The organism is Caenimonas koreensis DSM 17982, assembly GCF_009646335.1.
In the GTDB taxonomy this organism is placed as follows: Bacteria; Pseudomonadota; Gammaproteobacteria; order Burkholderiales; family Burkholderiaceae_C; genus Ramlibacter; species Ramlibacter koreensis.
The window spans coordinates 52165-68750 of record NZ_WJBU01000013.1; the positions used below are offsets into that span (position 1 = coordinate 52165).

At 63.4% G+C, this 16586-nt stretch carries 14 protein-coding genes; 9 read left to right on the forward strand and 5 right to left on the reverse strand.

All coding sequences use genetic code 11. The annotated features are described in order from the left end of the window. Positions 1-46 precede the first annotated feature (46 nt). Positions 47-4546 carry a beta strand repeat-containing protein gene (locus GHT07_RS14350; protein ID WP_194792946.1) on the forward strand — a complete coding sequence of 1500 codons (4500 nt, stop codon included), beginning with the start codon at positions 47-49 and terminating at the stop codon, positions 4544-4546. Positions 4547-4569: 23 nt separating this feature from the next. Here GHT07_RS14350 and mtnN read toward each other — a convergent pair whose 3' ends face one another. The 4 genes from mtnN to upp are packed head-to-tail and all read right to left on the reverse strand — an operon-like array spanning position 4570 to position 8535. Then, entirely contained in the window at positions 4570-5481 is a 912-nt protein-coding gene (gene mtnN / locus GHT07_RS14355; RefSeq protein WP_153585791.1) for a 5'-methylthioadenosine/S-adenosylhomocysteine nucleosidase, read from the reverse strand. 34 nt (positions 5482-5515) lie between these two features. Further along, positions 5516-6664, reverse strand: a complete 1149-nt coding sequence (locus GHT07_RS14360) for a HupE/UreJ family protein (RefSeq protein ID WP_153585792.1) — start codon at positions 6662-6664, stop codon at positions 5516-5518. Then, positions 6661-7848: a tetratricopeptide repeat protein gene (locus GHT07_RS14365; protein ID WP_228488354.1), complete on the reverse strand. Its 1188-nt coding sequence runs from the start codon at positions 7846-7848 to the stop codon at positions 6661-6663. Before GHT07_RS14365 ends, GHT07_RS14360 begins: the two co-directional genes overlap by 4 nt. A 57-nt stretch (positions 7849-7905) precedes the next feature. Beyond that, positions 7906-8535, reverse strand: coding sequence for a uracil phosphoribosyltransferase (upp, locus tag GHT07_RS14370; protein ID WP_153585793.1), 630 nt, complete (start codon positions 8533-8535; stop codon positions 7906-7908). A gap of 144 nt (positions 8536-8679) precedes the next feature. Here upp and GHT07_RS14375 point away from each other — a divergent pair, with 144 nt between their 5' ends. After that, positions 8680-9339 (forward strand): hypothetical protein, encoded by a 660-nt coding sequence (locus GHT07_RS14375; protein WP_153585794.1) that lies wholly within the window; start codon positions 8680-8682, stop codon positions 9337-9339. A gap of 78 nt (positions 9340-9417) precedes the next feature. Here GHT07_RS14375 and GHT07_RS14380 read toward each other — a convergent pair whose 3' ends face one another. After that, a complete protein-coding gene (locus GHT07_RS14380; RefSeq protein ID WP_153585795.1) occupies positions 9418-10956 on the reverse strand; it encodes a helicase HerA-like domain-containing protein in 1539 nt (512 codons plus the stop codon). Between the two features lie 69 nt (positions 10957-11025). On the opposite strand from GHT07_RS14380, the gene GHT07_RS14385 reads away from it, so the two are divergent. The 7 genes from GHT07_RS14385 (at position 11026) to GHT07_RS14415 (ending at position 16548) form a co-directional block, all read left to right on the forward strand. Continuing rightward, entirely contained in the window at positions 11026-11751 is a 726-nt protein-coding gene (locus tag GHT07_RS14385) for a YebC/PmpR family DNA-binding transcriptional regulator (RefSeq protein WP_323740944.1), read from the forward strand. 79 nt (positions 11752-11830) lie between these two features. Then, positions 11831-13132 carry a phosphoribosylamine--glycine ligase gene (purD, locus tag GHT07_RS14390; RefSeq protein ID WP_153585796.1) on the forward strand — a complete coding sequence of 434 codons (1302 nt, stop codon included), beginning with the start codon at positions 11831-11833 and terminating at the stop codon, positions 13130-13132. A gap of 13 nt (positions 13133-13145) precedes the next feature. Beyond that, positions 13146-14057, forward strand: coding sequence for an oxygen-dependent coproporphyrinogen oxidase (hemF, locus tag GHT07_RS14395; RefSeq protein WP_153585797.1), 912 nt, complete (start codon positions 13146-13148; stop codon positions 14055-14057). After that, entirely contained in the window at positions 14054-14659 is a 606-nt protein-coding gene (gene nadD / locus GHT07_RS14400) for a nicotinate-nucleotide adenylyltransferase (protein WP_323740945.1), read from the forward strand. Before hemF ends, nadD begins: the two co-directional genes overlap by 4 nt. Next, positions 14659-15486, forward strand: a complete 828-nt coding sequence (gene rsfS, locus GHT07_RS14405) for a ribosome silencing factor (RefSeq protein WP_153585799.1) — start codon at positions 14659-14661, stop codon at positions 15484-15486. Before nadD ends, rsfS begins: the two co-directional genes overlap by 1 nt. Beyond that, positions 15483-15950 (forward strand): 23S rRNA (pseudouridine(1915)-N(3))-methyltransferase RlmH, encoded by a 468-nt coding sequence (gene rlmH / locus GHT07_RS14410; protein WP_153585800.1) that lies wholly within the window; start codon positions 15483-15485, stop codon positions 15948-15950. Before rsfS ends, rlmH begins: the two co-directional genes overlap by 4 nt. Further along, entirely contained in the window at positions 15943-16548 is a 606-nt protein-coding gene (locus GHT07_RS14415) for a Maf family protein (RefSeq protein ID WP_323740946.1), read from the forward strand. Before rlmH ends, GHT07_RS14415 begins: the two co-directional genes overlap by 8 nt. Positions 16549-16586 lie beyond the last annotated feature (38 nt).

Below are 16586 nucleotides of genomic sequence, written 5' to 3' on the forward strand. Positions count from 1 at the left end.
TGATTCAGTCGCGGTTACTCAGGAGATGAAGAACTCTGGAGTACCCATGAAGCTGGACAACGACCGCATCGACGATTTGGAGAAACAGGTGGCAAGCATGGGGCCGCTGGCGGGTATTGCGCATACAGATGGCAGCGCCAACCCGAATGTCAGCCTGGGCGGGCCGACGCCAGCGGACCGGAAAATCATCTTCACTGAAATGCAGGGCCCGGATACGGGCGCAAATGCCGTGCGTTTTGCGCTGGCCGATGGCGGCGTCTCAGACCCGGATTCTTCGACGCTCTCCCTGCTGGAAATCGCGACATTCACGGGCGTGGCCCCGGGCGACGTGATCGCCTACCGCGACGAAGCGAGCAGCAGCGGCTCATATTTTTACATCCCATGGGCCCCTGGATCGGGCTATATCTCGACGCCAACTGGACTTTTTATTTGGACCGTCGTCGACTGGGGATATGGACTGGGCATGACATTCCGGCCGCCCAGCGGCCAGGCACCGATCGAGAACTTCTCTCGGCTTCTTCGCAGCTTGTCGTTTAACAACACCAGCGATCAGGTCACTGGCTCGTCGCAGCGTGAGTTCAAAATCAGGGTGGCTGATGAGACCGGTGCCTTCGCTGTCCAGCGCAACGTGAAGGTGGACGTCAATGGGCAGGACGATCTGCCGACGTTCACTTCTCTCAGTGGTCCGTTCGCTGGCACGGAAGACGTCGCCACAACCATCACGTTTGACCAACTGGCTGCTGCCGGTGACGAAGCTGACCTTGACGGCACCGTTACCGCCTTTGTCGTCACAGGGGTGCTTGTGGCGCCCGGCGTCACACTGAGCATCCTGAATTCGCAGACGCAGCTCTACGAGCCTTGGGAGGTAAACAGCAACGACGTGATTGATGCGCAGCACCCCGCCCGGTGGACGGGTCCGACCAACGCGACCGGTCTGTTCAACGCATTCGTCGTTAAAGCCCAATCCTCCAACGGAGCTGTATCGCCGTGGCCGGTGCAAGCGAGCATCATGGTCGCTGCAGTCAATGACGCGCCAGTGCTCCAGCTTGGTTTCGGCAATGTTTCCGTTGGCCACCAATTCGTTGAGATGGACGGCCCAGACACAGGTGCCAACGCCGTGCATTTGGTTGAAAACACCAATCCGATCTCGGATGTGGACTCGACCATGGTCAGCAAGCTGCAGATCGATTACATCAAGTCCAGCTATGTCCCCGTCCCCAGCTTGGCCGGCGATACGATTTCCTATAGTTCTGACTACGGGGTCGAACCCAACAATGTCATCCCTGCCGATCGAGCAGGTACAGGTTTTCTCACGACTGCGGATGCAACGTTCAGATGGACGATCACTGAGGGCAGTCCCGACTTCAATGGGATCGTCCGGTTCACACTCAGTATCGAGTATGTCGATGGAAGTGGCCAACCAGGGCCGGCGGCGTTTGCGCCGTACGAAGGTTTGCTTCGAGGGCTCCTGTACAACAACACACTAGATACTGTATCGCCTGGCCTTCGGACTTTCGGCTTTACGGTCTTTGACGATAGCGGGGCGCCATCTACAAAGGTATATTCTTCAGTTGCCGTGACGGCCACCAATGAAGCACCGACGTTCACGGCGTTCAATGGCCCTGGTGGCACGATCACTGAAGACACGCGTGGGATTATCACGTTCGACACCATGCTCGCAGCGAGCAATGCGGTGGACCCGGACGGCGTCGGGATAAGCGCCTTCGTTGTGACTTCTTCGTGGGCCACCCCAGGTACGCTATGGATAGAAGACGACTTCGGGATGATGCAGGAGTGGTATCCCAACACCGGCGTCAACGTGATCGACGCGTACCACAGAGCATCCTGGCAAGGCACTGCAAACGAGACGGGTGTGATCGAGGTGTTCAGGGTTGTCGCCGTGGACAACACGGGCCTGCGTTCCGCAACGCCCGTACTGGTGCCAATCAATGTGCTGCCGGTCAATGACGCGCCGACGCTGTCCACCTTCAGCGCGCCTGTCACCATAGGCCACGAGAACCTGCCGAATCCGGTCGCAGTCGCCTCGTTGCTTCAGGCGGGCAATGAGGCCGACATTGACGGAACCGTTACCGCATTTGTTGTACGCGCCGTCACCAGCGGCACGCTTCTGATCGGCACAAGCCTGTCAACGGCAACTGCGTGGGCGCCCGGCGCCAATGACGTTGTGGATGCAACGCACCTCGCGTTCTGGACGCCGCCGAAAGATACGAATGGCACGCTTGACGCTTTCACGGTGGTGGCGCTTGACAACGACGGGGCAACTTCCGCCCCGCCAGCAGTTCAGGTTCAGGTGACCATCGCGTTGCCGCCCATGATGACCTCCATGGCTGGCCCGGTGGCAGCGGTGGCCGAAGACTCGCAGGTCCAGATCAATTTCAGGAACGTGGTGGCCGAGAGCGATACCGTGATCGCCAATTCGCTGGTGGTCGCCGTCATCGTCAAGGAAGTGGTCAGCGGCACCTTGCTGATACGCAATGGCCAGGGCGTGGTCGCGCCTTGGGCCGCAGGCACCAACGACGTGATCGATGCGTTCCACGCCGGCTACTGGACGCCAGATGTCAACTCGAATGGCGTGCTCGACGCCGTCAAGGTGATCGTGCGCGATGAGTTCGGCAGCGTCTCGCGCACGCCGGTGCTGGCGCAAGTGGACGTCGCCTCCGTCAATGACAGGCCGACATTCACCACCATCAGCTCACCCGTTGCATCGATACAGGAAGACCAGTCAACACTGGTGACTGTCTCCGGCCTGCAGGCGCTCTCCAACGCAGCCGATGTGGATGGCACAGTCACTTCATTCGTCGTGACCTCCGTGGCCAGTGGCACGCTGTTAATAGGCCAGATTGACGCCAACGGGGCGTTTGTGGGCACGCCGTGGGCAGCGAACACCAACGACACGATCGACGCTACGCACATCGCGCAATGGACGCCAGCGGCCAACGCCAATGGCCAGCTGAACGCCTTCAAGGTGGTGGCGCAAGACGACGGCGGGGCGCGATCCGGCTTTCCTGTGACGGTGCAGGCGCAGGTCGCGTCCGTCAACGACGCGCCGACACTCACGGCATTTTCCGGCGCGGTGGATTCGACCTTGCCCGCCACAATGGCGCAAATCACGATGGCTGAACTCACGGCCAAGGGCGACGAGCAGGACGTTGATGGCAACGTGGTCTCGTTCATGGTCACGTCAGTGACTAGCGGCACGCTGCGCATCGGGCCGACGCTGGCAACAGCAGAGGTCTGGGGCGTGGGCAGCAACGACATCGTGGATGGCAGTCACATCGCTTTCTGGACGCCTGCCGCCAACGCGTCAGGCACAGTGGGCGCATTCGCAGTCGTAGCGCTTGACGACACAGGGCTTCAATCCGCAACGCCCGTGGCCGTGAACATCGCAGTGCTGGTGACGCCGACCGCCGTAGCCGGCACGGTGGGTGCCGACACGCTTTTGGGTGGCGCAGGCGACGACACGCTTCGCGGCCTGGGCGGCAATGACCTGCTCGCAGGTGCTGGTGGAAACGACGTGCTTGACGGCGGTGCCGGCACAGACAAGCTGGTGGGTGGCGATGGCTCCGATATCTACCTGTTCCTCGCAACCGACCACACGGCAGCCGAAATCAACGATACGGGTGTGAGCGGCACTGACGAAGTGCGATTCGTGACGACCACGACCTCAACCCTCAGGCTCTATGCAGGCGATGTTGGCGTTGAACGCATCGTCATCGGCACGGGGCTCGGCGCTGTGGCCAACACAAGCGGGCTGGTCGCCGCCGGCATCAACGCCACCGCCTTGCCCAACGCTGTGTTCATTCTCGGCAACGCAGGTGCCAACGCGCTGGTCGGCACCGGTTTTGACGACACGATTGATGGTGGCGCAGGCGCCGACGTCATGACGGGCGGCAACGGCAACGACACGTTCTACGTGGACTCACTGTTCGACAAAGTTGTTGATTCAGCCACCGCCGGCGGCATCGACACGGTGTACGCAAGCGTCACGTTCACGCTGTCCACCAACGTCGAGAAGCTGTTCCTCACCGGCAGCGCGCTCAATGGCACTGGCAACGCTTCAGCCAACACGATCACGGGTAACGCGAACGCCAATCTGCTCAGTGGCCTGGACGGCAACGACACACTGGATGGTGGCGACGGCAACGACACGCTCGCGGGCGGCAAGGGCATCGACATTCTCACGGGCGGCGCAGGGTCCGATGTTTTCCTGTTTGACACCTCGTTCAATGCAGTGACGAACGTCGACAGGATTGCTGACTTCACACCTGGCACCGACGTGTTGTCATTCAAGGCGACGATCTACAAGGCGCTCGGTGCGCTTGGCCCGCTCAATGCTGACGCCTTCTGGTCCGGCCCCGGCGTGGTCTCTGGCCACGACACCACGGACCGCATCGTGTACGACACCACTTCGGGCACGCTGTACTACGACTCCGACGGCAGTGGTGCGGCCATGCCTGTGGCTGTCGCCATCATCGGCGACACGACGCATCCGGTCTTGTCGGCGGCCGATTTCATCGTCGGCTGACGGGGGCGTAACGGGCGCGTAACTTACCAGGCGGCCAGAAACGCAAGCAGTACGCGTGCCGAGTTCTCCGCAGCGATCTTGAAGAACGTGTTGATCTCGTTCTCGCCGTCGCCACCGCCTGCCAGGTCGCTCAACGAGCGGAAGGCGATGAACGGCACGCCGTTGCTGTAAGCCACGTGCGCCGTCGCGGCCGTTTCCATGTCCAGCACGTTGGCCTGGAACGTCTTGAAGGTGTATTCGCGCAGCGCGGCGTTATCGACAAACGCCTGGCCTGACACGCCGTTGCCACCCACGAGCACGCGCGGCTCATGGCTGAGGCACCGTTGGCCGCCCGAGCCATCAGCGCCGCATCGTGCCAGCGTGACGCTCGAGGCGCGGCGGGCAATGTCCAGCAGCTTCGCATCGGCCTCGAACCAGAACTTCTTTTCCGCACCGCGCGCGGAATTCACGCCCACTGGCCGCGGGTGCCACATGCCGAAGTTCGCGATCTTCACGTCGTCCATCCACGGCGGCGCGGCGAACTTGCCCGGCGCGGTTTCGCGCGCTGCGAGCACTTCAAGGTATTGGCCCCAGCGCTCGGCCACCACCACATCGCCCACCTTGAGCGCCGGGTTCACGCCACCCGCGATGCCGCTGAACACAACGTGCGACACCTTGAAGCGATCGAGAGCCAGCTGCGTGTTCATCGCCGCGTTCGTCATGCTGATGCCCGAAAGGAACATCACCACCGGCTTGCCTTGAAGCGTGCCCGTTGTGAACTCAACACCGTTGATGGTCTGCCTGTTCGGCTGCTCCAATTTGGATAGCAGCAGCGTCAGCTCTGGCTGGAAGGCCGAGATGATCGCGATGCGTGGTGTGTCTGTGGGCGCAGGTGTCGCGCAGCCTGCAAGCAGCGCCGCTATCGCGATGAAAAGGGCAAACAGTCGATGGCGCATGGAACCCTCCGGGAGATCAGAACGATGAGAACAGTCAGAACGGCCACCACCCGGCCTGGATGTCGAACGCGCGCTGGATGAACCACCACAGCGCAATCAGCGCGATCAGGCTGGAGCCGAATGTCAGCACACCGTGCCTGTAAAAGCTCGTCTTGCGCAGCGCAAACGCGACGGGCACGAACGCCAGCACGATGGCCATCTGGCCGACTTCCACGCCCATGTTGAAGCCAACCAGTGCGAGCACCAGCGCGTCTTGCGGCAGGCCCAGGTCGGCCAGCACGGAGGCAAATCCGAAGCCGTGAATGAGCCCGAACACGAAAGCCATCACCCAGCGCTTTTTCTCGATCGTGCCGCGCAGGTTGTTCAGCGCCGCGATCACGACGGAGGCCGCAATCGTCGATTCGACAAATCGCGAGGGCAGGCTGATCACACCCAATGCAGCGAGGCTCAGCGTGATCGAGTGCGCCAGCGTGAACGCTGTGACCACCTTCAGCACTTCGATGAGCGAGGTGCGCAGGCTCATGGCCGGCTCCCACTGCTGGCCCACGCGCAGCAGCACTGCAGGCAGTAGCAGCGACAAGAGGAACAGGATGTGGTCGTAGCCGATCCAGATGTGCCACATGCCATCGACGAGGTACTGCCGCAGCGTGTCCCACGGCCCCTGCGGCTGCAGCGCCAGTTTCTGCTCGGCAGAGTCGGTGCCGAACACCAGCGCCTGCGACGACGTGCTGCCCGGCGATATCCACTGCACCAGGCCGCGATGCGACGGATCGACATCGAACAGCAGCGAATAGCGCATCTTCAAGCCATTGGTGATGCGCTCGCATTTCGCGCTGAGCGACAGCACGGCGTAGGTGCCGTCGCTGTGATGATCCAGCTGCATGGGCGCTGCCGTGGACCATTCGCAAGCCTTGTCGCCAGCCGTGAGCTGCAGGTGCGACGTCGCGTAGCGGGTGATGTCGGCATCGCGCGTGCGCACTTCACCCCATGTGAGATTGCCGTTGCCATCGCGGTCGAGCTCGAGCACGTAGTCGAGGTCGCGCAGGGCGATGTCCCAGCGCACCGCGATGTCGTCCTTGCCATCGACGCCGCGCAGCGTGAGGTAGCTGTCACTCGGCTTGTGCGCCAGCGCACTGGCATGCAGCACCAGCGCAAACAGGAAGAGGGCGATGCGGCGGATCATTGCGTCGCTCCCTTCTCGGCCAGCTTCGAGGCGAGGGCCGAGAGGGTCGGGTCCTCATAGCGGCTCGTGCGCAGCCAGTCCAGCGCAGGCTGCGCTGCTTTAGCATCGCCTGCAGCCAGCGCCGTGCGCATCAGAATCTCCGCGTCGCGCGGCTCCTTTTGCGAGGTGTAGTTGCGTGTGGCGAGATCGAGCGCCTTCTTTGCGTTGCCCTCGATGTCGAGCTCAAATCGCGCGGCCTCCTGCTCGTGCAGGCGGTCACCGCGCAGCGATGCAGCCTGGAAGCGATCGCGCAGTTGCGCGGCCCAGCCCGCTGCGCGCGAATCGTTCGCGGCCTTGCCCGCGTAGGCCAGGCGCAGCAGCAGGATGTCGGAGCGCTCCCAGTCTTTGAGCAGCGTCATCACCTCGGCAGGGCGCTTTTGTGCCAGCAGGAAATCGGCCCATGCGCCCAGGAGGAACTGGTCTGTCACGCCGAGTTTGAGCGCTTCGGTGAAGTGCATCTGCGCCTCGTCCGTGCGCTGCAGGCGCGTCGCCATTTCGGCCAGTCGCGTGCGTATCCAGACGACGAACTCTGGCGGCAAACCCCGTGTGGCGTTGAACTCTTTGAGCAGTGCGTCGTAGGCCGGCTGCAGCTGGCCGGTGGCCGCTTGCACATACGCCGTGCAAGCCTGCGCCTGCAGCGGGTGGGCCAGCGGCACGAGGCGCGCGCATTCGCCGAGCGCCTGCGGGTACTGCGCTTGCACCATGTTGATGGCAGCGCGCCATGCAACAGGGTCCGGCGCCTTCGCGTCGAGTTCGCTGGCGCGCTGCAGGCTCTTCATGGCCGACGCGAAGTCGTGGCTGTATTGCTGCAGCAGGCCCTTGATGAGCCAGTAGTTCGCGTCGTTCGGCGCGGCCTTCTCAAGCGGCGCAATGGCTGCGGTGGCATAGCCCACATAGCGCGGGTCGCCCTGCGCCATCGCCAGGTCGAAGTAGCGCCGGCCGATTTCGATGCGCAACGCGCTGTCGTCGGGCCGTGCGGCGAGTTGCTTGCGAAGTGAATCGACACGGCGAATGGACGGGTCGCTGGCCGTGGAAGGCAGCTTCTCGACAACTTCGTCGTCGCTCTTGGGGGTGAAGGGGGCGGCAAGGGCGGGGGCTGCCGCAAGCAGCGCAACCATCGCTGCCATCGTGGGGGAAAAACGCATGGCGCGAGTCTAGCGATGTCTGCTGATCCGGGCCTGACCGGCCGCCGCGTTGCGCCGCTATTTCGTGCCGAAAATCCTGTCGCCCGCGTCGCCCAGGCCCGGCAGGATGTAGCCGTGGTCGTTGAGCTGCCTGTCAATCGCTGCCGTGTACACCGGCACATCGGGGTGCGCAGTGGTGAAGGCCTTGAGGCCTTCCGGGCATGTGAGCAGGCACACGAACTTGATCGACTTCGGGTGGAGTTGTTTCAGCCTCTCTACAGCGGCTATGGCTGAGTTGCCCGTGGCCAGCATCGGGTCGACCACCACCACATCGCGGTCCCGCATGGCCTGCGGCATCTTGAAGTAGTACTCGACAGCCTTGAGCGTTTTCGGGTCGCGGTACAGGCCGATGTGTCCCACGCGCGCGCCCGGCACTACCGTGAGCATGCCGTCGAGAATGCCGGTGCCCGCGCGCAGGATGGACACAAAGACGAGCTTCTTGCCGTCGATCATCTTGCCCGTCATCGGCTCGAGTGGCGTTTCGATCACCACGTCCTGCAGCGCCATGTCGCGCGTGACCTCATAGGCCATCAGCGAAGCCAGTTCATTGAGCAGCGTGCGGAAGCTGGTGGTGCTTGCCTCTTTCTTGCGCATGAGCGTGAGCTTGTGTTGCACGAGGGGGTGGTCGACGAGGTGGACGTTGTTCATGCGAGGCGACTCCTTCTGGGCTGGCGTGGCGCGGTGTATGGCGGTGTATCGCGGTGATTCACGGGCAACCGCGATGTGAAGCCGTCAATGTACTGCCCGGCGTTCGCAGTCGCGCAGCAAGCCCCTCTGCTAAGCTGAATCATCATGTTGCCTGCTCGCAAAGCCCTGTTCGCGCTCTTCGCACTTTTCGCACTTTTCGCAGCCGCTGTCGTCTTGTTTGCCGCTCCCGCCATAGCGCAGGATCGAGATCCGGTGTTCATCGACTACGGCCCGCGCGGCGCGGCGCCTGCTGCGCTGGCCACCGGTGTGGTCATGGGCTCGATCGGTTTTGCGCCGCCCATGTCGGGCGTGAGCGCGCTCAGTCTGCACCTGATTCCGCTGGAGCCGGGGCGCCACAAGGTCGAATTGTTCGCGGCCAACCGCACGACGCATCCGAACTGGCGCGAGCCGGACATGGACAACGCGCAAGGCCGCATCTGGGCGTTCGCGGGGGCTGTGCCAGAGGGCGTGTACCTGATTCGGCTTGCGGGCGTGACGGGCGGCGACCCGCGCGAGATTCTGTGGATCGAACTGCATCCGTCGCTGGAGTTGCAGGTGAAGGCGGGCGAGGCGATTTACATCGGCCGGTGGCAGTTCACGTTACCGGATGTGGAAGTGCCCGAGCCGAAGATCCGGGTGCCGGGGCAGCCGCTGGTGTTGCGCGAGACGCTGGAGGCCGACAAGGCGATGCTGAAGAAGCGGGGGCGTGCGTTGCCGGGGGTGATTGTGGATGCGCCTGGGGGGATGATGGGGCCGCGGATTTGAGGGCTCGAGTGTGACGGTTTGAGACCGGGTGTGCCCCCACCCCAGCCCTCCCCCGGAGGGGGAGGGAGCAAAAACGCTCTACCGCTTCATGATGCTGCCGAGCACGCCACGCAGGATCTCGCGACCCACTGAACTGCCAATCGTTCGCACCGCTGACCGCGCCATGCTCTCTGCCAGCCCTTCATGCCGGCCGCCACGCGGGCCGGTCGAGCCGAAGATCACTTTGCCGATGCCGTCCATGAAGCCGCCTTCAGCGGGTGCAGCGGGTGCTGGCGCACCAGCCGTGCCGGTGGGCACGCCTGTCGTGGTCGGTGCGCTGCTTGATTCAGCGCCAGTCGTCGCCGTGCGTCCCTTGATCTTTTCGTAGGCCGATTCGCGGTCCACTGTCTTTTCGTAAGCACCGGCCACCACTGACCCTGCGATCAGCGCCTTGCGCTGCTCCGGCGTGATCGGCCCGATCTGGCTGCCCGGCGGCAGCACGAACGCGCGCTCCGTCACGCTCGGCCGGCCCTTCGCATCCATCAGGCTGATCAGGCCTTCGCCCACGGCGAGTTCGGTGATGGCCGATTCGATATCCAGCCCCGGCTTCGGCCGCATCGTTTCCGCCGTCGCCTTTACGGCCTTCTGGTCGCGTGGCGTAAAAGCGCGCAGCGCATGCTGCACGCGATTGCCCAGTTGTGCGAGCACGGAATCCGGAATATCGAGCGGGTTCTGCGTCACGAAATACACGCCGACACCCTTGGAGCGCACCAGCCGCACAACAAGCTCGATGCGCTCGACCAGGATCTTCGGCGCTTCGTCAAACAGCAAATGCGCCTCGTCGAAGAAGAACACGAGCTTGGGCTTTTCGGGGTCGCCGATTTCCGGCAGCTGCTCAAACAGCTCCGACAGCATCCACAACAGGAAGGTGGCGTAAAGGCGAGGGGAGTTGAGCAGCTTGTCGGCAGCCAGGATGTTCACGATGCCCAGGCCCTTCTCATCCGTTTGCAAGAAGTCCTGGATGTTGAGCATCGGCTCGCCGAAGAAGCTCGTGCCGCCTTGCGTCTCGATCTGCAGCAGGCCGCGCTGGATGATGCCGATGCTGGCCGGGCTGATGTTGCCGTACTCGGTGCGGTAGTCGCCCGCCGTGTCGCCCACGAGCTGCAGCATGGCGCGCAGGTCTTTCAAATCGAGCAGCAGCATGCCCTGGTCGTCGGCGATCTTGAACACGAGGTTCAGGACGCCCGCCTGCGTTTCATTCAGGCCCAGCATGCGGCCCAGCAGCAGCGGGCCCATGTCGGAGATGGTTGCTCGCACCGGGTGGCCTTGCTCGCCGAACACGTCCCACAGCGTGGTGGGCGCAGCGAAGGGCTCGGGCGTGGGCAAACCGCGATCCTTGATGACGGCGGCCATCTTTTCGGGAATCTTGCCGGCCTGGCTGATTCCGGTCAGGTCGCCTTTGACGTCGGCCATGAAGACGGGCACGCCAATCTTCGAGAAGTTCTCGGCCATCGTCTGCAATGTCACGGTCTTGCCGGTGCCGGTGGCGCCTGTGATCAGGCCGTGGCGATTGGCCAGGCCGGGCAGCAGGAGGCATTCGGTCTGTGCATTCTTCGCGATGAGGAGCGGGGTGGCCATGGTGTGAAAAGTAGAATCAGGGTCACAGCAATATAGCAATGCCGAGCAGGGCGCAAAGGAACTTCATTCGTGGCCGGACACAGTAAATGGGCGAACATCCAGCATCGCAAGGGTCGCCAGGACGAAAAGCGCGGCAAAGTCTGGACGCGCGTCATCCGCGAAATCATGGTCGCAGCCCGCCTGGGCGGCGGCGACCTCAGCATCAATCCGCGCCTGCGCCTGGCCGTTGAAAAGGCCAAGGCCGCCAACCTGCCGATCGAAACCGTCAAGCGCAACATCGACAAGGCCACGGGCAACCTCGAAGGCGTCAACTACCAGGAAATCCGCTACGAGGGCTACGGCATCGGCGGCGCAGCCATCATCGTCGACACGATGACTGACAACCACGTGCGCACCGTCGCCGAAGTGCGGCATGCCTTCAGCAAGTACGGCGGCAGCATGGGCACCAATGGCTCGGTGGCCTTCCAGTTCCGCAATGTCGGCCAGCTGATCCTCGCGCCCGGCACGAATGAAGACAAGGTCATGGAAGTGGCGCTCGAAGCAGGTGCGCAAGACGTGATCACCGATGCCGATGGCGCGATCGAGGTGCTCACCGAACCTGGCGACTTCGAGGCGGTGAAGAACGCGCTGGAAGCCGCGGGCCTGAAGGCCGAAATCGCCGGCGTGACGATGCGTGCCGACAACATGGTTGAACTCACGGGTGAAGACGCCGTGAAGATGCAGAAGCTGCTCGATGTGATCGAAGACCTGGACGACGTGCAAGACGTCTTCCACAACGCGGAAATAGAACAATGAGCCCCCACGCTCCGCACCTTGTGCTTTCGCTGCCCCCCGAGGGGGCTGGCCTCCTAGAGGCGGCTCGTCGGAGGCACGAATGAAGGTTTTAGTTATCGGTGGCGGCGGCCGCGAACATGCGCTCGCCTGGAAGCTCGCCCAGTCGCCCAAGTTGCAGGCTGTTTACGTGGCCCCGGGCAATGGCGGCACAACGCTCGACTCGCGGCTTGAAAACGTGCCCATCACCGACATCGTGCAGCTGCGAAAGTGGGCCATCGACAACAAGATCCAGCTCACCGTGGTCGGCCCTGAAGGTCCCTTGGCTGCTGGTGTGGTCGATGAATTCCGCGCGCACAACCTGCGCGTGTTCGGCCCCACGAAGCAGGCCGCGCAGCTGGAAAGCTCCAAGGCCTTTTCAAAGGCGTTCATGAAGCGCCATGGCATTCCCACGGCGGAATACGAAACCTTCTCCGATGCAGCGCTCGCCCATGCCTATGTGGACAAGAAGGGCGCGCCCATCGTCGTGAAGGCAGACGGCCTTGCGGCAGGCAAGGGCGTGGTCGTGGCCACCACGCTCGCCGAGGCGCACGACGCCATCGACTTCATGCTGCTCGACAACACGCTTGGCGTGCAGCACAACGATGGCGGCGCGCGCGTCGTGATCGAAGAATTCCTCGTCGGCGAAGAGGCCAGCTTCATCGTGATGTGCGACGGCAAGAACGTTGCCGCGCTTGCCACCTCGCAAGACCACAAGCGCCTGCTCGACGGTGACGAAGGCCCCAACACCGGCGGCATGGGCGCGTATTCGCCAGCGCCCGTTGTCACACCCGACGTGCATGCGCGTGCCATGCGCGAGATCATCCTGCCCACGATCAAGGGCATGGAAAAAGACGGCATCCCGTTCACCGGCTTCCTGTATGCGGGCCTGATGATCGACGCCAAGGGCCATCCGAAAACGCTCGAATTCAACTGCCGCATGGGCGACCCGGAGACGCAGCCGATCATGATGCGGCTGAAGACCGACCTGTACGACGTGATGCTGCACGCCACCTCCGGCACGCTCGACCAGATCGACATGGAGTGGGACAGGCGGCCCGCGCTCGGCGTGGTGATGGCGGCCGAGGGGTATCCGCTGAATCCGCGCAAGGGCGATGTAATCACCGGCCTGCCCAAGCACGAGAGTGACGACGTGACGGTGTTCCACGCAGGTACCCAGGCGGTGGACGGCAACACAGTGACTTCCGGTGGCCGCGTGTTGTGCGTCACCGCGCTGGCTGATACCGTCAAGTCGGCGCAGCAACGCGCCTATGAAGTCGCGGAGCAGATTCATTTCAAGGGCGCGCAGTATCGCAAGGACATCGGCCACCGCGCCATCCGCGATCACGGCGCTCCCAAAAGCTGAAAGCGATCAAGCTATGACCGACGTCGACATGGTGCGTGACTACCTGCTGGACTTGCAGGAGCGGATCGTCACGGAGTTCTCCTCCATCGATGGCGGCCACTTCATCAAGGAAAAGTGGAAGAAGGAGAAGGGCGAGCCGCTGCAGGGCGACGGCATCACCCGCATCATGGAAGGCGGCTCGGTGTTCGAGCGTGCAGGCTGCGGTTTTTCGCATGTGGTGGGCGACAAGCTACCGCCCTCGGCCACACACAACCGGCCTGAGCTCACGGGCGCGGCTTTCGAAGCGCTGGGCGTGTCACTCGTGTTCCACCCGCGCAACCCGTATGCGCCAACGGTCCACATGAACGTGCGCATGCTCGCCGCGATTCCCGCTCAGGGCGAGCCGGTGTTCTGGTTCGGCGGCGGCATGGACTTGACGCCGTATTACGGCTTTGAAGAAGACGCCGTGTTCTTCCACAGCGTGTGCAAATCCACGCTTGAGCCCTTCGGCGCGGACAAGTATCCGAAGTTCAAGACGTGGTGTGACGAGTACTTTTACCTGAAGCACCGCAACGAGCAGCGCGGCATTGGCGGCATCTTCTTCGACGACTTTTCAGAAGGCGGCTTCAACAACGCCTTCGCGATGATGAGCTCGGTGGGCGACTCGTTCATTGATGCGTACGCGCCGATTCTCAAGATCCGCAAGGACACACCCTACGGCGAGCGCGAACGCGACTTCCAGCTGTACAGGCGCGGCCGCTACGTGGAGTTCAACCTGGTGTGGGACCGAGGCACGCACTTTGGCCTGCAATCGGGTGGCCGCACCGAGTCGATCCTCATGTCGATGCCGCCGCTGGTGGCCTGGGCTTACCAGCGCCAGACCAAGCCCGGCTCACCCGAGGATGACCTGTACACGAAGTTCCTCGTGCGGCGGAACTGGATTTGACCGGTCCCGGTCCAGCGCGTATCGGCGTGTTTGGCGGCGCGTTCGACCCGCCGCATGTGGCGCATGTGGCGCTCGCACGGGCAGCCGTCAGCCAGCTCGCGCTTGATGAGCTGCGCATCTTCCCGACGGGGCAGGCGTGGCACAAATCCAATCAACTGACGCCTCCTGACGACAGGCTGGCCATGGCGCAAATTGCTTTTGGCGGCCTTGCGCGCACCGTGGTTGACGACAGGGAACTGCGCCGCCCCGGCGCGACCTACACCGTCGATACGCTGCGTGAACTGGTTGCACAGCACCCCCACGCGCAGATTTTCCTGGTGATGGGGCAAGACCAGGCCGTGGCATTTCCCAGCTGGCGCGAGTGGCAGGCGATTCTTGCGATGGCGACGCTCGCTGTGGCAGCGCGGCCATCAGCCATTGCGGCGCATGACCACCCTGGCTTGCCTGCGCAGGCCCGGGTGCAGCCGCTGGCGCTGCCCGCCATGCCCGACAGTGCCACCCACATTCGACAACTTGTGGCTCGCGGCGAGGGAATCGCCGAGCTAGTGCCACAGGGCGTTGCAAGTTATATTGCCTCCCATCACCTTTACCAACGTACCTGATGACCCAAGAAGCCGCAGCCAAGAAAGACACGCAAAGACTCCAGAGAGCCATCATCGATGGCCTCGAGGATGTGAAGGCACAGGACATCGCGGTGTTCAATACCGAGCACTTGTCGCCATTGTTCGAGCGCGTCATCGTGGCGTCGGGGACATCCAACAGGCAAACCAAGGCGCTGGCCGCCAGCGTGCGCGATGCAGTGCGTGAAGCCGGCTTTGCCAAGCCGCGCATCGAAGGCGAAGAAAACGGCGAATGGATCATCGTGGACTGCGGCGCCGCCGTGGCGCACATCATGCAGCCGGCGATCCGCACCTATTACCACCTCGAAGAGATCTGGGGCGAAAAGCCCGTTCGCCTGAAGTTCGGCGCGGCCAAGCCGGTGATTGCACAGGCTGAAGAGCCGGCGAAGAAGGCAGGCAAGACGGCTGGAAAGACAACGGGCAAAGCAACGGGCAAAACCGCAGCCAAACCGGCAGGCAAGACAGCCGGCAAGTCAGCAGCCAAACCCGCAGCGAAAAAGCCCGGGAAGATCGACCCGCGCACTCAGCTCACGAGCGATCCGCGCAGCGATCCGGTGAACGATCCGCGCAAGGCGGCGGAGCCGGTGCCCGACATGGCACCCGAAAAACCGTCTCGCGCGCAAAAGGCAAGGGCGGCTGCGGCGTGCGCTGATGCCGCGGGCGCAGCGCCGGCAAAGAAAGCTTCTTCGCGATCGTCGCCTGCCAAGGCGGCGCCGAGAAGTGCGTCGCGCGCCCCTGTGAAATCTGCTGGCGCCGGAAAAAAACCAGCCACCAGGTCTTCCAGCAAGAGCCCTTCTCGCAGTAAATGAAGCTGGTGGTCGTTGCGGTCGGCCAGCGGGTTCCCGACTGGGCCAGCACCGCGTGGGACGACTACGCCAAGCGCTTTCCGCCTGAGCTCAAAGTCGAGCTCAAGGCCGTGAAGACCGAGCCGCGCGGCTCCAAGACCATCGAAACCCTGTATGCCGCCGAGCGCCAGCGCATCGAGCAAGCCATCCCCAAGGGGGCGCACGTTGTCGCGCTCGATGAGCGGGGCACATCGCTCACCACCGTTGCGCTTGCCGCGCGCCTGAAGGCATGGCAGATGCAGGGTGGCGACGTTGCTATCGTCATCGGCGGCCCCGACGGGCTGGACCCGGCGTTCAAGCAAGCTGCGCACGAGAAAATCCGCCTGTCTGACCTGACGCTGCCACACGCCATGGTGCGTGTGTTGCTCGTCGAGCAGCTGTACCGCGCCTGGTCAGTCAATGCCAACCATCCGTACCACCGTGAGTGATTTCATCTACCTCGCCTCGCAAAGCCCGCGCCGGCGGCAGTTGCTGGAGCAGCTTGGCATTCGCTACGAGCTGCTGCTGCCCGACCCGGGCGAAGACACCGAAACAATCGAGCAAGTGATGGGCTCTGAGGCGCCGGCGCGCTATGTGCAGCGCGTCACTGGCCTGAAGCTCGACGCAGCGTTGGCGCGGCTGAAGCAACGCGGCTTGCCGCCAGCGCCCGTGCTGTGTTCGGACACGACTGTGGCGTTGGGCCGCACGATCTACGGCAAGCCGCAGGACGAGCGCGACGCCGCCCGCATGTTGCGCGAGCTGTCGGGCCACACGCATCGCGTGCTCACGGCCGTGGCGCTGGGCGTCGGGCGCCGGCGCTTGCAGGCGCTGAGCGAATCCCGCGTCACATTTACTCCTCTCTCGCGCGCAGACATCCAGGCCTATGTGGCCAGCGGCGAGCCGATGGGCAAGGCCGGCGCCTATGCCATCCAGGGCCGCGCTGCGGCGTGGATATCGCATATCAGCGGCAGCTATTCCGGCATCATGGGCCTGCCCATGCACGAGACGGCGCAATTGTTGCGGCAGGCGGGGCGGGCCGCGACCTAAGTCTCCAGCGGAACCCAGGCGCCGCCTTTGTTACTCAT